We start from the raw sequence: 20,385 nt of genomic DNA, 5'->3' as shown, positions 1-20,385 counted from the left end.
GTTATCTCTTTTCTGCCGTTAATATGGTGATAGGATTATGCTCATCCACCTGTATCACCATAGGGGTTGATAATATGTAATCCAATGCCTGCACAATCTTCATAAACTGATCTCTGCTTTCTTCTTTTACGGCATTCATTACGATCCTGCCTTGCAAGGGGAGAATGGTATCCAGTTTTTGTATCAACTCTTCCAGCTGGCCCCCGTGTCCGCCGATAAAAACAGCATCAGGAGCAGGGTGGAGGAGAAGGTCTGTCTCAAAGAAATCGCCCATTACGGTTGTAATGCCGGGTGTGGAATGTCTGCGCATATTCCTGTCCATTAACTCACTGCACTCAGACCGTTGCTCAAAGGCAACAATGCGCAAGTGCGGATATAACCTCCTTGCTTCAATGGAAACAGAACCGGTGCAGAAGCCTATATCCCACAGTACATGACGCTCCGCGAGGTCCAGGCAGGAAAGACTGGTCAGGCGGACTGGCATCTTAGTGATCATATTCGGGCGGTTCTCCAAACCATAGAAGAGATGATCTGCTATGCCATGAGAGAATGCCTGTCTGGCTGTTCTTATCAATATCACGCAGTTCAGTGGATGGGCTGTATAGTTGACTGCCTCATCCAGTTCTAATACAATGGAGCTGTTATGAAGGCCGCCCAAATCTTCACCGACGATCATCCTGTAATTAGTGAAATTGTATTCCAGCATACGCTGCGCGATGGCTGCTGGTGTTTTCTGCTGGTCTGTCAGCACGCCAATCATAGGCGTCTGTGAGATCAGAGCATTATCCAGCTCATCCCATGTACGTCCATGTACGGAAACATTCACCAGATTGGCATAACAAAGATTGTTCGCATGACAAAGCAACTGTATACTGTTGAAGTAAGGATAGACCTTCATATTTGCTGCCGGATCAAATTTTTGTATAGTACCTGCAAACCCATAGAATAAAGGATCGCCGGAAGCAAATACCACTACAGGTTCGTTATGCTCGCGGTACTGTTCAAACAGCACAGGCATATTACCCTGGATGTCGATCCATTGATGATGTGCCGGCAGGTATTTCTTTACCAGCTGATAGTGTCGCTTACCACCGGAGAATATCCTGTGCGAGGGTAGCAACTGTCTGACCACATCCGGCAGGATACAGTCAGGCTCATTTGATATGCCGATCACGATATATTCCACTACTTATCATTTACGGTGAAAGCTGCATTCACAATACTGGCGGCCACATTACTGCCGCCTTTGCGCCCTTGTATGATGACGTAAGGCACGTTTTTCATCGCCTGTAATTTCAGCTTGGACTCTACTACATTCACAAAGCCAACGGGTGCGCCGACTATACCCGCAGGGCTAAACCTGTTTTCCTGCAACTGGTCGCAAAGCTCAAATAAGGCAGTAGGGGCATTACCCACTACAAACAGTGCGTCCGGATGTTTTTCAATAGCGATACGCATCCCCGCCTGGCTGCGGGTGAGCCCTTCTTTTTCTGCCAGTGGTAGCACTGATTCATCATTCAGATAACAGTATACATTGGCATTATATTTCTTCAGAAATTCTTTTGTAATGCCTGACTGCACCATGGTCACGTCGGTAACAATCGTACCTCCTTCCTTCAGATAGTGGTGCCATTGTGTGATGGCGTTCGCGTTAGAAAGGTATAGGTCTTCATATTCAAAGTCGGCCGTTGTATGGATACAGCGCATAATAGCCCATCTGTCAGCTTCGGTAACGTCGCGTCGCTTCAGCTGCGCAGCTATCTGACGGAAACTTTCGTCTTGTATTTCCTGACCGCTTTGTGGCTTTCTTGACATATATCCGCGGGGGGTGACAAGAAAGTTCTTAAACTGGTAAGTTTGTGAGTTGCCAATCATGACGAGCGAAAACATGTCGACATCTTCAACAGACAGCTCTGCCAGTGTAGTGATCGTGATCTCTTCTTCCGGTCTTGTTACCTGCCGGATGATGGCGACTGGTGTATTTGCTTCCCGGTGTTGCAGGAACAGCTCCTTAAAACGGGCTAGTTGCCAGTAACGTTTTTTACTCCGCGGATTATAAAGCGAAGTGACGAAGTCGCCGATAGCCGCTGCCTGTATCCTCTTTTCGATCACCGGCCAGGGCGTCATGAGGTCTGAAAGTGAAATACAACAGAAGTCATGTCCGAGTGGAGCGCCTAACCTGCCAGCTGCTGCAATAAATGCACTGATACCGGGAATGGTTTGTAGTTCAATCTCTTTATTGGTAAGTGTACTGGCATATTGATAGACAAGGGAGGCCATGGCATAAATGCCTGCGTCACCGGAGCTGATCACTACTACATGTTTGCCCGGCTCACAACGGTTGACTGCCAGTACTGCGCGGGCTTCTTCTTCCGTCAGGTCTTTCCCGATGCATTCACAATCCGCTTGTAAAAGATGTGCAATGAACTGGAAGTAATAACTATACCCGATCACAATATCAGCTGTTGCCAATACCTGCTGGGCTACAGGTAAAATATAATCTTTACCGCCGGGTCCTATGCCAACTACACTTAGCTTCATATTCTTTTTAAAACGAGTAAAGAGAAATAGGGGATCTCCCTTTCTTCCAGGTCCCTGATATCTGTTGTAATATATTGCTGCGCTGTTCCCAGTCGTTCGCAATAGACCATCTGTAATCCTGCCTGGTGGATGAGTGTACGGATCTCTTGCAGTACGCTGCGTACTTTAATCAGTACGACGGTTTCAAACTCTTCCAGGTAGCGCCCAAGGGTATCTCTGTCTTTCATCCTCGGAAGAATAGCTATTTTCTCATTAAGAATAGCCAGGGATGATTGATGTTGGGCAGCGCCCAGTATAAAGGATGGCACGCCGGCAATAATCTCCAGGTCCAGTCTATGTGCATGGATGTGTTTCAACAGGTAGGCGAAAGTGCTGTAGAAGGAAATATCTCCTTCACTGACAAACGCTACGCTGAGGCCCTGCTGATAATCTGCCAGCAAATGCTGAAAGGTAGTCGCATAGGTCTGTTCAGCAGATTGGCGGTTGTCAGACATCTGCAGGAACATGCCATGCAGTTTACTTTCATCCAGCTGATAGTGTTGCAGTATCTGTAACGAATAACTGGAGGTGGTCCCATCAGGCAACAGCGATCCCGGATAATAGATCTTATCCGCCTGTTGCAGTGTCTGCAAACCCTTTACAGTGATCAGCAGCGGATCGCCGGGACCTAATGAAACGCCATATATCTTTCCTTGTTTATGCATGTATCAGATGCCGAGGATCTTTTTAACTTTCTTAAACACTGTATTACTCTCACCGGGTTTTTCATCTTCTTCAAAGAGTATCCCTTTCACTGCCAGGTGATGGCCTACCTGTGGACTGCCTATTGCTTCCTCAAAGCCGATGATCTGTGTACGATACTTGCATAACTGGCAGTTCATATTGGGATCGCCTTGCTCTACTTCTTTGATGCGCTCATCAATGGTTTGCAGCAGCAATTCATCACATTCGAATGAAGCGGTAGTAATGATTTCTTTATTTGACACTGCCCTAAACTCATCCAGTTGCGCATAGATCTTCTTGAGTAACACGCCGGTGAAAAGGAATACGGGCAATGTCACAATCCTTTTGTATGGCAGATGATCGATGACTGGCAGTAGGTCTTTCAACAGTGGCTGTGTTACGCCAATGAAGGCGGTGGTAGAAAATCCGAAACCCAGTCCTTCGCCCAGCATGCGGGTAAGTTTAGCCACGTCAGAATTAGCGTCAGGATCGGATGTGCCCCTGCCTACCAGTAAGAGACAAGCCTCTTTTCTGTCAAGCGCCGGCGCTGTAACTTCCGCTTGTTCTATCAGTTGCTTCGCCAGCTGAAGAATAGATGGCGTAATGCCGATATGCCTGCCCAGTTTAATCTTCAGGTCTTTATGCAGGCTTTGCAGTGTATTCATTTCAAAGGGGATATCATTTTTGGCATGGCCACCAGCAAAGAGGATTGCCGGCACTGCAATGATATCTCTGACGCCAGCCAGGTACATGCGCTCTACAGCGGCGGCATATACCGGGTGGGAAAATTCAAGGAAACCATAATCCACTATCCTTTCCGGATAGCGTTTCTGCAGTAATGCCACCAATGCTTTAAAGCCTTGTACCCCTTCGGGATCCCGGCTGCCATGACCACATATTAATATCCCTTTCATGAGATGACTTTATAATAGTCCGAGTGGATCCGGATACCTGAACGAATAATTCAGCCGTTGTTTGATCTTATCGGAATTAATGATCTTAAAATGGGGATCTGTTTCAGCTGCGAAAGTGGGTAGTTCAAGTCCCGCTTTTGCTGCTGCCTTTGTATAGAACTCCCTCCGCGTAGGATGCAGATCGGAACAGGCATTGAAGATCTCTCCCCATGCCTGCTTTTGTATGATCCCGGTGATGAGAGCAATACAATCATCCTGGTGGATGACATTGATAGGCGCATCTCCATTCTCTACATTCTTTTTACCAGCGAGGAATCGTCCCGGCAGGCGATCATATCCTACCAGTCCTGCAAATCTTACGATCGTTGTAATAAGGTGTGGGTTCGTCCGGAACAGCTTCTCTACTGCCAGCAATACTTTGCCACTATCTTTAGAGGGCGAAGCCGTTTCCAGTTCGGTCACTTCCTGGTTCAGATCAGGATATACTGAGGTGGAACTGATAAAGATGATATGCTTTGCAGGGCTTTTCAGGACCTGGTCCAGCAGTAGTTTCATCTGCGCCTGATGATAGAGCAGCACGTCTTCCCGGCGGGAAGGAGGAATGTTGATGATCAGGATCCCGGTTTCCAGGAATCCTGTCAGGTCATTACTGGTAATACTTGTATCAGTGATCTCTACCTGATAAGGTGTGATCCCTCTTTGTGTCAACTCTTCAAACCTTTCGGGCTGGGTAACGGAACCTTTAACGGTGTACCCTTCCTGTACAAGGTGTGCTGCCAGTGGTAGTCCCAGCCAGCCGCAACCGAGGATGCTGATCGTATTTGTCAGTGTTTCTTTAGTCATAGTCAATTGTCCTTAACGCTTTCCAATACCGCTTCGCTTTTGGCATACCTATGTCGCAGGTACAGCTCAGCGTATAACGATATAATGATACTGATAAAAACCAGACCGACAATATTATTCTGGAAATCACTTAGTTCCAGCGCAGGATTCATTGTACTTGCGATTTTATAGAGAGGAATGGCAAAGCACATGATCGTGATCAGCACATTCAGTTTAAAACGATGGCTCTGGATCTTTTTCTGATCAAATGTTTTGAGCAACTTGCTTAGCAGGAGGGAGTCGCAGGTGCCGGTAAGTATCAATCCGAGGGAGAAGACTACGCCGCCTAATATTGCATAGATCCATTGGTTGGAGACAGATACAGCATACCCGAAGGCAGCGATCTGGGAAGAGGTATCAAAGATGAATCCGAAGATGATGCCTGTTACAATTACTGTAAACGGATTGAGGCTGTTGCTGAATGATTTTGGCAGCAGTTTTTTTCTGAATCCACTCAGTTGTGTATTATCTCTGCGGGTCAGCGAAATCAGGTTGGAGATGCCCATGAACAACAACATCACGGAGGAAAGCCATTCCACTATGATGTCCAGCATGGAGGGCATTTCAAAGTTGTTCTTCAGTATGCAAAGGAACAGCGCGATGGCTGTTACCATGATACCATGTCCGAAAGTAAACAAGGTACCTACCCAGCGGGTCCAGATACTTTTATGCAGGTGCAGGCGATATGTGTAACCGTCTATGACGGTAATATGATCGGGGTCCAGTCCGTGTCGTAAACCTAATACCGACAGGACAATGAACCCGCTAAGGTCCTGTTGTAAGAAATCCATTATTCGTTCGGTTGTCCGCTGAAGGTGAGTGGTTTGGTATCTACCAGTTCTGCTGCAGGGAAGTGTACATGTTCTTCCAGCAGTATGTTCTGCATGAGGTGTTGCGTGACGATCTCCCTGGTAGTGTCTAGGGTAACGCCTTTATACCAGAGTCCTTCCGGATGCATAAAGATCATTGGTCCCCAGGTACATTGTCCCAGGCATTTAGTGCGAACGGTGTGGATTTCGTCGTTGAGGTCATTCTCGGTAAGATGTGCTCTTAACTGGTTGGTGTTTTCGTCAGCGCCGCTTTTGCTACAGGTGCCGCCATTGCAAATGAAAAGGATCTTCTGAACTTTAGTCAGGTCTTTGATCGCCATACTGTTGCCTACATTTAATTTAATACATTAATTACCCGTTAATGATTAAACAAAACTTCAGGGGAAATAGCAGGGTGGGGCAATGCAGATCACATGACATGACGCTTGCTCATTCCTGTGCTTTTTTCCCGAAGCGTTGGATAAACATGGTTGTTGGCAGGTCTTCTGACTTGTTCCACTCTTAACGCCTTCCCATCCGCGTTTTGGCCTTGGACAGTGGCATAGGTTAAGAGCTGGTTTGGAACTTACAGCAGCGGGAACTGTTTTGGAATTACACCAAATTCCCTTTTAATTTCAGCCGGTATTGGCGACTGAAAACCAAAAACTGGCGTGAAGGTAGGGAATTATTTGGTGTTTTCCTCGGGGGAGGAAAATCATGGGGTGGGTTTCATAGAGTTAAAAAAGGGGGATTTTGATAAGGATGAAATGGCCCGGCGGGTTGACTATACGCATATACAATGCGCAATGTATGTCTTTCTTTGTGCTGAGGAGGAGTTATTGATGTGATGTAATACGCGTACAACTAATATGTTATGTATTTTGTCGCATCATTTTATCACCTTTGTGGCTGGTTGAAATTTGATGTTGCCCTATACCTAAATCGTAGGTTTCCTATACTTTGTTCGAGCATAGTCATAATTCTCAATTTAGATCTTAGCCTATATAACCGAACTACCGGATTATTGTGAGTCTCCTTATAATAATCTGTATAACCTTGTTGGTACTTATCGTAAAAGACGAGTGTGTTAACCCGGGACAGTCATTTTACAGGCGAAGCTCAGCATATTTACATTTTAATACAAACTATATACCATGAATAAGGGACTTTTAAGTTTAGCAGCAGTATTATTGTCATCTCTGTACGTAAACGGACAAACGACGGGCACCTTTACTACCGTTGATTTTCCTAATACTTACACAAATACCATTACTACAGGTTTGTTTACGTCCAATAACAGGTCTGGATTCATTTTCCAGTCCAACGCCTCTATAAACTACGGATTGTTTGGACCTAAGAGCGTTGGGTTTAAATTTCGTTGGCTTGCACATGATAATGGTGCTATAGACTATACTACAGACACAGACCAGCTGATGACCCTTGATAACAATGGTAATCTGAATATGAAGGGGACGTTGACAACAGGGGGGAATGTTGGTATAGGTACTGCGGCGGCAACTGATAAGGTGACTATAGATATGGGCGCTACCAGGAGTGCAATAAATATGATTAGTGATGGCGATGCTGCTGCATATTCAGACTTGAAATTTAGTATAAAGACAACAACAGGATTAGCCTCAGGTAAACCGAACATGTGGCTGGTTTCTTTGAGAAAGGATGGTTATTTCAGCAATGATCTGACTGGTCCGACCCTTGAGTTTTACGCCACCAGAGCAATAACGGGTGGATATATTGCCCCAATGGTTTTCAAGTCAAATGGAGATGTTATCCTGGCAGGCGCACGGAATGCAGTGAATGGCAATGTTGGAATTGGAACTACCGATACGAGAGGGTATAAGCTGGCGGTTAACGGAGATGCGATGTTTACAAGGATACAGGTGAAGGCATTTGCTAATTGGCCGGATTATGTGTTTGGGGAGAGCTATAAGTTGATGCCGTTAAAGGAATTGGAGGCATATGTGAAGAAGAATAATCATTTACCGGAGGTGCCTTCTGCGAAGGAAGTGGAGAAAGAGGGGATAGATGTAGCGGAGATGAATAAGTTGTTGTTGAAGAAGATTGAGGAGTTGACGTTGCATGTGATAGAGTTAGAGAAGAAGATAAACGCTCTCGAGAAGGAGGAGACTAAGTAAGATATTCTTGATTCGTAGACTTATATATGAAGCAAAAAGTTTATTCCATTTGCCTGATTGTTGCTATTTGGATGTGTAATGTGGCCCGATTATCGGCACAAAGTAGTGTTAGTGACCAACCCTCTCTGAGTAAAATCACCCCTCCGGCTCCCAATGCGGCAGCTTTGGGTAAGTTTGGAGATATCCCGGTAGGTTTAGCAACCGGTATTCCGCAGATCAACGTACCGCTATATAGCTTTCGCAACAGCGATAACTCGCTTAACCTGGATGTGACACTGGATTATCATGCAGGCGGTGTACGGGTAGATGAAATGGCCTCTGATGTTGGCATCAGCTGGGTGTTGAATGCCGGTGGTGCTGTGACGAGAACACGAAGAGGTATACAGGATGAGGTTACCACCTACGGGTTCATGAATGCCCCTGCTATATTAGATGAGGGAGTAGGTAATGATTGTTATAATAACTATTACCCTAACTTTTTTGGACGGGTGGCTACCAATAATTATGATGGGCAGAATGACATATTCAATTTTAATTTTGGGGGCAGGTCAGGGAAATTCATGTTTGGAAGAAATGGCGATTTTCTCATGCTTACCTCCAACAAGCTGAAAGTAGAAAAGATTATCAGTTCAGATGAAATACAGGCATTTACGATCACTGATGAAAAAGGAGCCCGTTACATTTTTGATGCAATAGAACGTTCTGATGACGGGTCAGCCGCTAACTTTCATGTTCATGCTTCGGCATGGTATCTCACAAAAATAGTCGCTCCATTTTCCACAGATAGTATAACCCTGGAATATGAAAATGAGTTTAGCCGGTATACAGCAGGTAGATTTGTGACCAGCTCGTATGCAATAGGTGGTGGTATACCGCCAGGAAAGAATACACCCGAAACGTCGTATAGTACCGTTATTACCACAGGGAAAAGATTAAAGAAGATCAATTTCCCTAATCAGGTAAGTATAAGTTTTATTTATGATACAACTCTTCGCACGGATCAAGTCAGCACGTCCTCATTATATCGCTTAAAGCAGATCAGTATCAGCGACGGAACGTTTTCCAGGGGGTATAATTTATATCATGATTATTCTGTTAATAGGCTAACCTTAAAAAAGGTAACGCCATATAGTGCTTCTGGAGAAAGCGCGGGATATGAATTTACTTACACTGGTTCACTGCCGGCTTTTCTCAGCAATGAACAGGACCACTGGGGATTTTATAACAACAATCCATCTCAGGATATGATTCCTGCGTATTACGTTAAGGAAGATAATGCGGCCTTGTCAGGCGGTACCCGTTCTACTGATCCTGGCAGAGTGAAATATGGTTCTCTGACGCGAATGAAATACCCTACAGATGGGTATACAGATTTCGAAATGGAGGCCAATATGGCGGAAGATCCGAGGTTGTCGGATACTACTTATACGATTGTGAAACAAAGAAGTTTTAGTGATGGCTTGTATGTTAGTTCTAGTACGCCGGGGATCTTGCCATTTACCTTTGGTGGAGATCCTGGTTCTACTTGCTCCTTTAACTTGAAGATTTTCCAGAACGGTACCTGCTTAGGAAGTCCCTGTTATTTTCGGGTAGAGGTTAAGAATAGCTCGAACCAGATCATTAAACAATTGAATATTAATGGCACCGGATCCTGGCAGGAAGAAGATAATCCCTTTACAATTGGTCTTATGCAGCCAGGTAATTATTCGCTTGCTGTATATGTGCAAAGCATGGATTACGATAATTATATGACGTTGGAAAGGATTGAACAGCTTAACAATCATCCCGATACAACGATAACGGTTAGAAAGGATCTTTATATCGGGGGATTGAGAGTAAAGTCCATAAAAGATTATGATGGGATCAATGCGACGCCAGCCAATGCCAGAACATATGAATATGTGAAAAAGAACAGCGCAGTATCTTCTGGTACTCTGGGTGTTCTACCTGAATATGAATATCATGTATTTTATGAATTTTATGAAGGTATTGATGTTAATGGTGCTGAATTGCTGCCAGCAAATAATCATTACAACGGGTATGGCCTTAGTAACTATATAGCCAGAGCCAGTTCGCCCACTCAGTCGCTGGCTACAATTAATGGTAGTCCGGTTACATACAGCAGAGTGGTGGAAAATTATACCAATAATGGTCTGAGTAACGGGAAGAAGGAATGTTATTTCACTTCATATACTCCGGGTGGATTGGCTGGTTATAATCCATTCCCTTTTACACCGCCTACGTATTTCGACTGGAGCTTTGGACAATTGGAGAAGGAGGTGATCTATAATAAAGACAATGATTCTATAAAGGTGACAGTCAATGAGTACCAGACATCTTTGGATAATTATTATTACAGTACACCAAGGTTATTGAATTTCACTTCAATTGCTCTATCTCCTGTAGTATATGAATATCGGGTTGGACAATCGGCAGGGATCACCTCATGGAACCAGGTAGTGCAGCCGATATACTATGCTTCACGCACTTTCACTCCTGGAGCTGGTAGAAAAGACCTTGTTAAGACTACGACTACGGAGTACAGTAATGGTCAAAGCATGGTTTCCGATGTGAGCTATGCTTATGATACTGCGTTTAACGTTAAGACAGTTACAAGTTCGAACAGCAAAGGAGAGAAGATCGAAAAGGTTTCTTATTATCCCTACGAGTATAATAATACAGTTGCTGCTGCAATGAAGTCGCAGAACATGTATAGCCCTGAGATTTCGGTTGAAAACTGGAAGACAAAAGGAACGACAAAGTACCTCGCGGGAGGATATGTTAATCAGTATACGCAACTATCTTCAGGTTTGAGAAGCACGGGGATAGCAGCATTTAACAGTGCTGATATTATTCCTTCAACCTCAGTTGCGGCTTTCAATCCCGCCTTATTCAACAGGGACACAACTTTATTTAAGAAACTCATTTCGTTTAGCCAGTATACAGCAAAAGGTTTTCTTAATGAGCAGAATAAGGTAAATGATCTTCTTCAGGCATACATATATGGTTATAAGGGAAATTATGTTATAGCAGAGGTAAAGAATGCGGCGGCAAGTGAGATCGCATATAGCGGATTCGATGAGGATGGCAAAGGAAACTGGTCTTACAGCGGAGCGCCTTCTACTGATGCTGCGGCATTGTCCGGCGGAAAGGTATACAATCTTACTGCAGGAGCGATTTCGAAAAGCAGCCTTTCATCTGGTAAATCCTATAAAGTCTCCTATTGGAGTAAGACTGTTGCAGCGAATGTCAATGGTGTCGCCGCAGTAAAAGGTGCCACGAGGAATGGATGGACTTACTTCGAGCATATAATACCTGCTGGAGCCACAACAGTAACTGTGCAGGGAAGTGTGATCATCGATGATGTAAGATTGTATCCATCTTCTGTGTTAATGAGCACTTTCACCTATCAACCTTTATATGGAATTACCGCGATGTGTGATCAGAATAACCAGTTCGTGTATTATCAATATGATGATTTTGGCAGATTAAAGGTCGTTAAAGATGTGGATGGCAGAGTATTGAAACAATACGACTACCAGTTCCAGGCATCCATTACAAAATAGTTATCAGATCCCTATATGAATTTTATGCGACATTTTATACTTGCTGCAGGATTTTTGATTGGGAGTATAGTCCCCAATATTTTGTCAGCCCAAAATAAACCCGGAGGAACACGTAGTACAGCAACTGCTGTTACAGTTCCTGCTGCATATAGCACCACCTCTGTTAGTTATGTCCGGAGCTGGGAACCTGATATGCCGTTAACAGATACAGCTGCTGTTATATCTACAGCAAGAAAAGTACGTGAAGTTAAGCAGACGACACAGTATTTTGATGGCCTTGGCCGTCCTATACAGACGGTTTCCAAGGGAACCAGTGGTAGCGGAAAGGATCTGGTGGCTCCTGTAGTATATGATGCATTTGGAAGAGAGCAATACAAGTACCTTCCTTATGTACAGCAATCAGGTAACTTGAGCGATGGGAAGTTTAAAACAGACCCTTTTAATGCGCAGAAAGCGTTTTATCAAAATGGCGTGCTTAATCCGGGAGTCATAGGTGAGAATATTTATTACAGTCAGCAGGAATTTGAGCAATCTCCGCTTAACAGGCCATTAAAAGCCTACTCAGCAGGCAATAGCTGGGCCAACCGTCCTGTAGAAATGCGGTACCAAATTAACGCTGTTGCTGACTCGGTGAGATTGTGGAATATCGGAACCGGGATACCGACCAGCACAGGTAGTTATGCCGCAGGCCAGTTACAGAAAAATGTGACTATAGATGAACAAGGCAGCCAGGTGGTGGAGTATAAGGATAAGGATGGACAGGTGGTATTGAAAAAGGTGCAGATAGCGGGCACTCCAGGTACAGGACATATAGGTTGGTTATGTACTTATTATGTATTTGATGATCTTGGGAATCTCCGATTTGTTATACCCCCATTGGCTGTGGAGGCGATAAAAGGTGCCTGGACAATAAGTACTGCTATTGCTGATGAGCTGTGTTTCCAGTATCAGTATGATGGAAGGAAGCGTATGGTGGTAAAAAAGGTGCCTGGTGCTGGTAGAGCGTTCATGGTGTACGACGTACGGGACAGGCTTGTGTTTACGCAAGATTCCATTCAACGGACGAAATCTCCTATGGAATGGCTGGTGACTTTTTATGATGAATTGAACCGACCTACAATGACGGCTATTTATAAGGAGACATCTACCAGGGAGGCCTTACAGGCGAGCATGAATTCGGCATCTACGTCTCAGGCCATCTCTTATGTGGCGCCAGCCGAAACGGATTTGGCCTTGTATAGCCACGATGGAAGTCCATTATATACAGCTACCAATAGCATCACTATATTGGATGGATTTGATTCTGGCGGAGGTGAAACAGAGGTAAAGATTGATCCGGCCGCGGCTGGTGATACTACCCTGATTACCGCCACAAATCCTTTGCCTGGTATATCCGCATCGGCGTTGACTCCAATGACATATACCTTTTACGATAATTATAATTATTCCGGAAAGTTGGCTTTTGTGGGCAACGATACTGGAAAGTTATTGGCTGCGGACACCTTATATCCTGAGAAGTTGCCGGTAAGTAATGTTGTCGGTGGTATGGTGACCGGTGGTAAAGTGAGAGTGCTTGGGACAGAAAAATGGTTAACGACGACTACCTATTATAATGATAAGGGCCGTGTTATTCAGGTGGTAAGTGAAAACAATCTGGGCGGGAGGGACATATTGTCAACTTTATACAACTTCAAAGGTGTTGCTTTGGCAACGTACCTTCGTCATCAGAATCCTAAAAGCATTACCCCGCAAACTACGTTACTAACAAGTATGACATATGACCATGGTGGTAGGTTGCTTACAGTGAAGAAACAGTTAAATGATGATGTAAGCCAGGCGAGAGTGATTGCAGTAAACGATTATGACGAGCTGGGGCAATTGAAGCTGAAACGTTTAGGTGTAGGTGCTTCTAATAGTGTAATAGACAGTTTAAACTATACATATAATGTTCGCGGTTGGTTACAGGGCATCAACAAGAACTTTGTAAACAGCGGAGCGAGTACATCTAATTGGTTCGGCCAGGAGCTGAGCTATGATTATGGATTTGATTCCAGTCTGTATAACGGCAACATATCTGGTGTGAAATGGAAGACCCGTGCAGATAGTGCCTGGGCTTATGGTTATAGTTACGATAAAGCTAATCGTTTGACAGGTGCATACTTCACTCAGAAGAATGGAGGTAGCTGGGCGCAGGATAAAAAGGACTTTACGGTTAGTAATCTGACTTATGATGCTAATGGTAATATTAAATCCATGTGGCAGAAGGGAATGATAGGAACAAAAATTGATACGGTAGACCGGTTAAGCTATACCTACTTAACTAATAGTAACAAGTTGGCAATGGTTGCTGATCCTAATCCTGCAAAGACCGCATCTGCGAAACTGGGAGATTTTATTGATGGAACTAACAGTGGTAATGATTATTTCTATGATGCAAATGGCAATATGGTGGCTGATTCCAATAAGCATATCAGTTCAATTGTATACAATTATCTGAATCTTCCTACAGTGATCACTATTGCCGGCAAGGGGACAATTACTTACCAGTACGATGCCACTGGTAACAAGCTAAGTAAAACTGTATTGGATAATACTGGTAGTCCTTCCAAGACAACTGTAACTGACTATGCGGGACCATTTGTATATAAGCAAGACAGTCTCGAGCTGATTAGTCATGAAGAAGGTCGTATCCGCCCTGTCTACAAAAGCGGGCAGGCGGTGCAATATGCATATGATTATTTTGAGAAGGATCACCTGGGGAATGTAAGAACGGTTTTGACAGACCAGACAGACTTTACAATGTATGCTGCCACAATGGAGACAGAATTAGCGGCTCAGGAAGTAGCGCTGTTCAGCAATGTGGAGGAGACCCGTGCAGAAGTACCTTCTGGTTATCCTACAGACCAGACTACTGAAAAGAATAAGTTTGCTGCGAAGTTGAATGCGAAAGCAGGAGGGAAGAAGATAGGTCCTTCATTGGTATTACGGGTAATGGCCGGTGATACCGTTCAAATCAAGGCGAAAGCATTTTATAAGTCCCAGGGTCCAACAGATAAAAAGGGAAATGCCCCGGTAGAAGATATGATAGCGGGACTTGTGCAGGCGTTTGGGGGTATAGGAAGCGAAAAGGGGTCGCATGGCTCTGAGGCAATAGCTAACAATACGCCTTTCAACGCGGATTTCTATAACAGTAATTATCAACGTTTAAAGGAGAAGAACCAGGACAATGGGCAGTCAAACCGTCCGAAGGCATATTTGAACTTTGTTTTATTCAATGATGATTTTAAATTAGTGGAGGATAATAGTGGGGTAAGGCAGGTGAAGGAGGGCCCGGATGAGCTACAGGAGTTAGGAGTGGAGAAAATGGCGGTGGAACAGAGCGGATTTTTGTATGTTTATACAAGCAATGAGAGCCAACAAGATGTGTTCTTTGATAATGTTGTTTTGGCAGTGAATAGTGGTCCATTGTTGGAGGAGACGCATTATTATCCGTATGGGTTGACAATGGCTGGAATATCTACGAATGCGTTAAAAGGAACTGATTATGCTAAAAATAGGAAAGAATTCAATGGAATAGAGCATTCAGTTGATCTGGACCTTAATCAATATGATGCGTTTTATAGAAATATGGATCCACAAATAGGGCGATGGTGGCAAGTAGATCCTAAACCCGAAGATGGATTAAGTCTCTATGCTGCTATGGGGAATAACCCCATTCTAAAGTCGGATTTCTTAGGTGATACGACTAGCTTTGGAGCATCACGTAATGAAACATTAACAGTCAATGGCAAAAAGGTTAGCGGTGCAGAATTGGCTAAAAGAACCATGAAGGAGTGGGGTAAGATAGGAAATGTGAAATTGGGTATGAATAAAAAAACTGGAGAGGTCGAATTTAAAGGCAATAAGAAGGGAGAGTATAGTGAGACTGGCAGAAAAGAGGTTATGGAGATGGTGACAGGAAAAGGGCAAACAACAATTGACTTTTCTACTAAAATGTCGTCGCAAACGAATGGAAATAATATCACAATTAATCCAGAGCAAGTTGATGCAATGGTAGCAGGTACTTCTTCCGATTTGAATCCGCTTACATCCAGTTATGGGATGGTGTCATTACACGAATTTCGGCATACGGAAGTAGGTGGAGGTGCCGCGCATGGTTTTTTAATTCAAAGTAACTTTGGTCTTATAGATTTACCAGATAGAATTGGTAATCAAATAAGAAGCGAGCTTTCGACTGTTACCGGCTCTTATTGGGGTCAGAGATCTTCTTATACCGCGATGCGTATCTATAACAATGTATATACACCTTATTCTGAAGAGTCTCGCGGCGCATTGCAACGTGCCAAAGAATATGAGTATACAATATATGGATCATCGTATATACCGAAAACATCAGTAATAGTTACACCATATAAACCATGATAGGATGAAAATTTTTGTTTTATTATCAATGTTATTTTTGTTTCAGTCTAAAATAGAGAAGGTGTATTCAAAAGAAGACGTCATTAGTTATTATGATTACGCGGTAACAAAACAATGGGAACTGGAATTGAAGGAACAAGGAACGTTTACTTTAACATATAAGAAGAAGGATAGTAGGCTGAAAAAAATGAAGAGTTTTAATTTTATAGGCACATGGATTAGTAAGAATGATACCATTGTCCTTACTAATTCTTCACCGAATGATATTGAATGTTATTTTAAAACCGTGGAATATGTCATATCAGGAAATGAGCTAAAATCAAATGGTAGCTATCTTTGCCTTCCCAAATCTCTTCAAGTAGGAAATAGGTTTACCAGGAAGCTTTAAATTGCGTCTCTGCCGGCCTTGCCGTTTTTATCGGTTTTACTATATCTGATTCCCGTGAAGCTGCTTTGGTAGCCTGCCGCTATCGTGGATATCTTTCCGGCCATTAGAGTGTGTTGCTGACTTTAGATCGATTAGTTTATGTTAGAAAGTGATGAAGGCTGTATGACATTTTGTAGGCAAGTAATTAAGTAGGGAGTTTAACGGACTCCCTGCTTATAGATATAGAAATGGTAGAACGGCTCCTGCAGGTACAGGTTGAGCATATCTTCAAACTTCGGCGTTCAGTTCTTTAAGCAAAGGAGACAAGGATTTTGTAGATAAATTAACAGGGAAAGATATGTCACATGGCCAGGGAGCTCTTAATGGAAGTATTATTAAATGGTTTAGAGGTAAAAGCCCCCAGTAAATTTGAATATGGAAGAACTATTAAATATCGTTTCGGAAGAGTATCGTAAGTACCTGATAGAAGTTATTTATGAAGGGCACCATTATTTTACGGTATGGGGAACTGACCTGGTTGATAATGATATTGATAAATGGTTGGTTAACGAAACCGGCCACATGATGTTATTTACCAATCTACCGTCATTACAGACTACTTTGAACACTAGTTCTTGTTTTTTTGATAATGAAAATATAAGGAAATGGATCAATCACTCCGATTGGCAGAATAAGCCAGACAGCCTTTCCAATTTTGATCTGCTGCTTCAGGATGATTTTAACTATCGTCATCCTTCTTTAATTGATTTATATTATTTGATTGGTGTTCTCGAAGATTTTGCAATTCAGCGGGGAACAAAGAGATGATGTCAGTTTTTAGAAATGATTTGTTTATACAGTTTAAGGATAAGGTGGCTAATGCCTTTTTATGGGAAGGTGAGGATGAATTTGATAGCACTTTTGACTTTAGATCCCTGAATAAAGCGTGTTGTGAAATACACCGGGATTTAAAGGGAAAGATCTTGATCATAAAATAGGTATGAAAAATGCTCGTTCTGACGTCAATGGAAATCATCCTCCAAGATTTAATTTATCCTGCTAACTGAAGATAGGCACGGTTATTTTTTATTTTGGTGGGTTAATATTACATCTGAATTTTGCACCAGGAAATAGAACATAGCCCAGTGACAACGAAGGGCATGTAAATAAACTACTAAAGGTGCTTGCAGCTTATTTCCCTAACGATGAGCAGTCATGCTACTTTTGCGAGTTTTTTTACTGTCTTTAAAACTATTAAGGCTAACTGAAGCAAAACAATGAAATAATAGTATATGGGGTTAAAGAAACAGTCGGTATTTTCGTTAGCTGTCTTCGGCGTCATCGCTTTAAAGTATCTGTTGATAAATTGAATGGAGCTTATCAATTCCAACAGCAGTTGGCATAGAATATTAAGCAGTTTTATTATTATGCCGCTTTTGTTGGCGGGGCGTATATTATTCACTTGGGATAATAGTCGATAGCTATAGGGAAAATAGAAAGCCAGGAAGGGTTTTAATACTTTTTATTTTCCATGAATATTTTCTATAACCATTTTTGAAGCGCCTTGCATCTCCAGTTCTAAAAGTACATCCTAACATCATTTTGATACAAAGCCCTCAAATACTTCATTCGTCATAAAGACACAAAATAGGGAAAACATTGCTCCGTGGCAACACTGAGGAACAAGTACAAAAAAACTTTCCTATTATTGACCAGAAATCCCACTACCTATGCCTAAGAAACGAGTACTTAAAATCTCTATTATCGCTTCATTGTTAGCCATTTGCATCGCTGCTGCTTGCTGGTGGCTGTATATTACCAATACTTACTTCGAATTTACCCCCCTTGCATTTGACAAGCAAAAGGGCTATGTAACACCTCAAACCGCTGATGATTTCTACAAAAATCTCCGCGTTGTATTGAAATCTCAACATATCGAGCACAAGCTGAATGTCTTAGACCATCCTTTAATACCGTTTAAAACGGCAAGTGATAAAGCGCTCATGTGTGATCTGACCTTAAAAGCACAGGATGTTATCTGGATATATAACCATATGCATGAAAAGCTGCCGTCATTTCTCTGCGAGGGAAAGGATTATCAGGGATTTGTATTTCACAAGGAAGCAGCCTATGGTCATACTGTAGAGTACGAGGACATTGTAGATATTGAGCTCGGCTGCAAAGATATAGAATTAACAGAACAGGTCTTGCAGTTACAGGTCGAACAGATCGTCAAACTGCACAAAATTTATGCGAATGTTGAGTTACCCTTGTATTACCGTCAATATTTTGGTTATCGGAGAGATAATGGAGATAGAATTGTCTATGTTGATCTTGTACGGAAAGATATAGCGTCTGTATCAGCACTGTTGAATGGTATTATTCGCATTTACCAGGGTGATAAAGCTAACCTGGAATCAAAAGTAAATCTGACCAGGGAGGCGGTTGAAAGCTTCGGGACTTTGGTGGATTGGGGCAGATGAGTTTGGGATTGAACAGAACCAGTTTGTGCACAGAAGAATCATCTCCTTTATCTCTGCCTGACAGAAGAAACTACTCCGTTAGCTCCCTGTATACTATTTAATAAAGAATTTGTTGTTTTGTGCTGTTATATTTATTATGGTTTCAAAGGATTTACACCATTAACTGATATATGAAGAAGTTTAAACTCACGAATACCACAGACACTGAAATGAGCGTCATATTTGAACCAATTGGTGATGTTTTTCGTTTGCCATCCAATGAAAATATTGAACTGTCAGTTTCGGACGAAGAAATTGGAGTAGATGACTGCAGTTTGAACATCGCTGTTGGAGTGGTAAATAAAAAAACAATGATTACAATATTTGCTGAGAAAAACAAGTTTGAGGCCCGATATAAAGGCCAACCGGTAAATATAATGTAGGGGGGAGTTATATATAGAATATGATAGATTATTTGGTATACTATCTATACAAGACTTACACAAACTCATATGACCCATTTAGTCGCCGTGTGAGGATACTTACGGCAGTTGCTCTTATAATGGTAATTCCAACGGTAATGCTCTGTTCCGTTAAACTGTTGAGGGGGCTCTATTATGTTATATTGATTCCTTTTATGGTACTTTTCATTATTTACGTTCCGAAGCTGATCAGGCCATATTTTATAGAAAAGGTGAATACGACTCAGGGCAAATTTACGAATCATAATAAGAGTCAGGATTTGATAGGTAAGGTTGTTGTGAATATGATGATTCTATTACTTATAATAATAGGAAGTTGTAGTTTGATATTAGGAAGGTTTATACTTTAGATTTGAGCAGGATTTTCCCGTTATTTCTCCCACAAGCTCCCACCTTGCAAAATCAAAAACTTCCCCATATATTACACCCAATTTAATATATAACCCTATGTCAGAGCCTCGCTCTCTCTACCTGAAAATCAAAACCAATAAGGAAAACCTTAACCGATTCTTTCAGGACAAGCCGCTACCTCCGGAAATAGACCAGGATTGGACGGCCTGGTGGAATAGCCGTAAAATGCATTCCAAATCCCCTTTGACAAAAGTCCCTGTCTATGCCTGGATAAAGACAAATCGTGGCCTCGTTGACTCCTATCTGTCTGACCCACAAACAGGAACGCGTGAACAGGTAAGTGAAGAGGGGGAATGGGAGCTCGCCATCGCACTTTTCAGCCAGAACTATACGGAAATCCTGCCGATGCTGGCATGGTTAAAAAGTATTGCAAGTTATATGGAAGCAGGCGATGAAGGTGTTGCCATTATTTATGATTATTTCTGGGGAAGCGGAAATGTGATGATGCATATGGAGTTTACGGGACAACAAGCCACTTTCAGGCTGACTAATAAAACCTCTGAAATAGATCCGAAGATAGTGGCTGAAGCCAATGACATGTTGAAGAATGCAATAGGTGCTATCCGTTGATGTGAATCAACAAATACTATCATTTAGACTTTTATACTATTTTAGCCGACCAATAAGCCCCCTTTGCCAAATATACTGTGCTG

At 42.7% G+C, this 20,385-nt stretch carries 15 protein-coding genes and 1 riboswitch; of the genes, 8 read left to right on the top strand and 7 right to left on the bottom strand.

Annotated elements, in window-relative coordinates; all coding sequences use genetic code 11:
- Nucleotide 1: 1 nt before the first annotated feature.
- From cbiE to BLR32_RS07360, 7 genes are read right to left on the bottom strand one after another with little or no spacing between them, the layout of a single operon-like run.
- Nucleotides 2-1,186 carry a precorrin-6y C5,15-methyltransferase (decarboxylating) subunit CbiE gene (gene cbiE, locus BLR32_RS07390; RefSeq protein WP_089830183.1) on the bottom strand — a complete coding sequence of 395 codons (1,185 nt, stop codon included), beginning with the start codon at nt 1,184-1,186 and terminating at the stop codon, nt 2-4.
- On the bottom strand, nt 1,186-2,541 hold the full coding sequence (gene cobJ / locus BLR32_RS07385) for a precorrin-3B C(17)-methyltransferase (RefSeq protein WP_089830181.1): 1,356 nt from the start codon (nt 2,539-2,541) through the stop codon (nt 1,186-1,188). Before cobJ ends, cbiE begins: the two co-directional genes overlap by 1 nt.
- Complete coding sequence (cobI, locus tag BLR32_RS07380; RefSeq protein WP_089830179.1) at nt 2,538-3,245, bottom strand: precorrin-2 C(20)-methyltransferase; 708 nt, start codon at nt 3,243-3,245, stop codon at nt 2,538-2,540. The genes cobJ and cobI overlap by 4 nt, the downstream gene beginning before the upstream one ends.
- A gap of 3 nt (nt 3,246-3,248) precedes the next feature.
- Nucleotides 3,249-4,178, bottom strand: a complete 930-nt coding sequence (locus BLR32_RS07375) for a sirohydrochlorin chelatase (protein ID WP_089830177.1) — start codon at nt 4,176-4,178, stop codon at nt 3,249-3,251.
- Between the two features lie 9 nt (nt 4,179-4,187).
- On the bottom strand, nt 4,188-5,021 hold the full coding sequence (locus BLR32_RS07370; protein ID WP_089830176.1) for an SDR family oxidoreductase: 834 nt from the start codon (nt 5,019-5,021) through the stop codon (nt 4,188-4,190).
- A 2-nt stretch (nt 5,022-5,023) separates the two neighbouring features.
- Nucleotides 5,024-5,851, bottom strand: a complete 828-nt coding sequence (locus BLR32_RS07365; RefSeq protein ID WP_089830173.1) for a HoxN/HupN/NixA family nickel/cobalt transporter — start codon at nt 5,849-5,851, stop codon at nt 5,024-5,026.
- Nucleotides 5,851-6,210 carry a (2Fe-2S) ferredoxin domain-containing protein gene (locus BLR32_RS07360; protein WP_089830172.1) on the bottom strand — a complete coding sequence of 120 codons (360 nt, stop codon included), beginning with the start codon at nt 6,208-6,210 and terminating at the stop codon, nt 5,851-5,853. The genes BLR32_RS07365 and BLR32_RS07360 overlap by 1 nt, the downstream gene beginning before the upstream one ends.
- Nucleotides 6,211-6,348: 138 nt before the next feature.
- Nucleotides 6,349-6,548, bottom strand: a riboswitch (cobalamin riboswitch).
- A gap of 475 nt (nt 6,549-7,023) precedes the next feature.
- Here BLR32_RS07360 and BLR32_RS07355 point away from each other — a divergent pair.
- From BLR32_RS07355 to BLR32_RS07310, 8 genes are all read left to right on the top strand, one after another.
- The gene (locus BLR32_RS07355) at nt 7,024-8,022 is read left to right on the top strand and encodes a hypothetical protein (protein ID WP_089830170.1); all 999 of its coding nucleotides are present in this window, start codon (nt 7,024-7,026) and stop codon (nt 8,020-8,022) included.
- An 80-nt stretch (nt 8,023-8,102) separates the two neighbouring features.
- Nucleotides 8,103-11,588 (top strand): hypothetical protein, encoded by a 3,486-nt coding sequence (locus BLR32_RS07350; protein WP_218124157.1) that lies wholly within the window; start codon nt 8,103-8,105, stop codon nt 11,586-11,588.
- Nucleotides 11,589-11,669: 81 nt separating this feature from the next.
- Entirely contained in the window at nt 11,670-16,010 is a 4,341-nt protein-coding gene (locus BLR32_RS07345; protein ID WP_245705376.1) for a DUF6443 domain-containing protein, read from the top strand.
- A 4-nt stretch (nt 16,011-16,014) separates the two neighbouring features.
- The gene (locus tag BLR32_RS07340; RefSeq protein ID WP_143011382.1) at nt 16,015-16,398 is read left to right on the top strand and encodes a hypothetical protein; all 384 of its coding nucleotides are present in this window, start codon (nt 16,015-16,017) and stop codon (nt 16,396-16,398) included.
- A 414-nt stretch (nt 16,399-16,812) separates the two neighbouring features.
- Nucleotides 16,813-17,205: a hypothetical protein gene (locus BLR32_RS07335; protein WP_089830162.1), complete on the top strand. Its 393-nt coding sequence runs from the start codon at nt 16,813-16,815 to the stop codon at nt 17,203-17,205.
- 902 nt (nt 17,206-18,107) lie between these two features.
- Nucleotides 18,108-18,860, top strand: coding sequence for a hypothetical protein (locus tag BLR32_RS07325; protein ID WP_089830158.1), 753 nt, complete (start codon nt 18,108-18,110; stop codon nt 18,858-18,860).
- A 170-nt stretch (nt 18,861-19,030) separates the two neighbouring features.
- The gene (locus BLR32_RS07320; protein WP_089830156.1) at nt 19,031-19,282 is read left to right on the top strand and encodes a hypothetical protein; all 252 of its coding nucleotides are present in this window, start codon (nt 19,031-19,033) and stop codon (nt 19,280-19,282) included.
- A gap of 486 nt (nt 19,283-19,768) precedes the next feature.
- Nucleotides 19,769-20,302, top strand: a complete 534-nt coding sequence (locus BLR32_RS07310; protein ID WP_089830152.1) for a hypothetical protein — start codon at nt 19,769-19,771, stop codon at nt 20,300-20,302.
- The last annotated feature ends 83 nt before the right edge of the window (nt 20,303-20,385 follow it).

The sequence above is a fragment of the Chitinophaga filiformis genome, from assembly GCF_900102545.1.
Lineage (GTDB): Bacteria > Bacteroidota > Bacteroidia > Chitinophagales > Chitinophagaceae > Chitinophaga > Chitinophaga filiformis.
Note: the sequence above shows the minus strand (reverse complement) of the source record. Positions and strands in the feature narration are given on the sequence as shown.

What these genes read in the sequence shown, in the direction of transcription:
- BLR32_RS07375 (WP_089830177.1), bottom strand. Translation starts at nt 4,178, where the DNA reads ATGAAAGGGATATTAATATGTGGTCATGGCAGCCGGGATCCCGAAGGG.
- BLR32_RS07365 (WP_089830173.1), bottom strand. Translation starts at nt 5,851, where the DNA reads ATGGATTTCTTACAACAGGACCTTAGCGGGTTCATTGTCCTGTCGGTA.
- BLR32_RS07335 (WP_089830162.1), top strand. Translation starts at nt 16,813, where the DNA reads ATGGAAGAACTATTAAATATCGTTTCGGAAGAGTATCGTAAGTACCTG.
- BLR32_RS07370 (WP_089830176.1), bottom strand. Translation starts at nt 5,021, where the DNA reads ATGACTAAAGAAACACTGACAAATACGATCAGCATCCTCGGTTGCGGC.
- BLR32_RS07310 (WP_089830152.1), top strand. Translation starts at nt 19,769, where the DNA reads ATGTCAGAGCCTCGCTCTCTCTACCTGAAAATCAAAACCAATAAGGAA.
- cobI (WP_089830179.1), bottom strand. Translation starts at nt 3,245, where the DNA reads ATGCATAAACAAGGAAAGATATATGGCGTTTCATTAGGTCCCGGCGAT.
- BLR32_RS07340 (WP_143011382.1), top strand. Translation starts at nt 16,015, where the DNA reads ATGAAAATTTTTGTTTTATTATCAATGTTATTTTTGTTTCAGTCTAAA.
- cobJ (WP_089830181.1), bottom strand. Translation starts at nt 2,541, where the DNA reads ATGAAGCTAAGTGTAGTTGGCATAGGACCCGGCGGTAAAGATTATATT.
- BLR32_RS07325 (WP_089830158.1), top strand. Translation starts at nt 18,108, where the DNA reads ATGCCTAAGAAACGAGTACTTAAAATCTCTATTATCGCTTCATTGTTA.
- BLR32_RS07360 (WP_089830172.1), bottom strand. Translation starts at nt 6,210, where the DNA reads ATGGCGATCAAAGACCTGACTAAAGTTCAGAAGATCCTTTTCATTTGC.
- BLR32_RS07320 (WP_089830156.1), top strand. Translation starts at nt 19,031, where the DNA reads ATGAAGAAGTTTAAACTCACGAATACCACAGACACTGAAATGAGCGTC.
- BLR32_RS07355 (WP_089830170.1), top strand. Translation starts at nt 7,024, where the DNA reads ATGAATAAGGGACTTTTAAGTTTAGCAGCAGTATTATTGTCATCTCTG.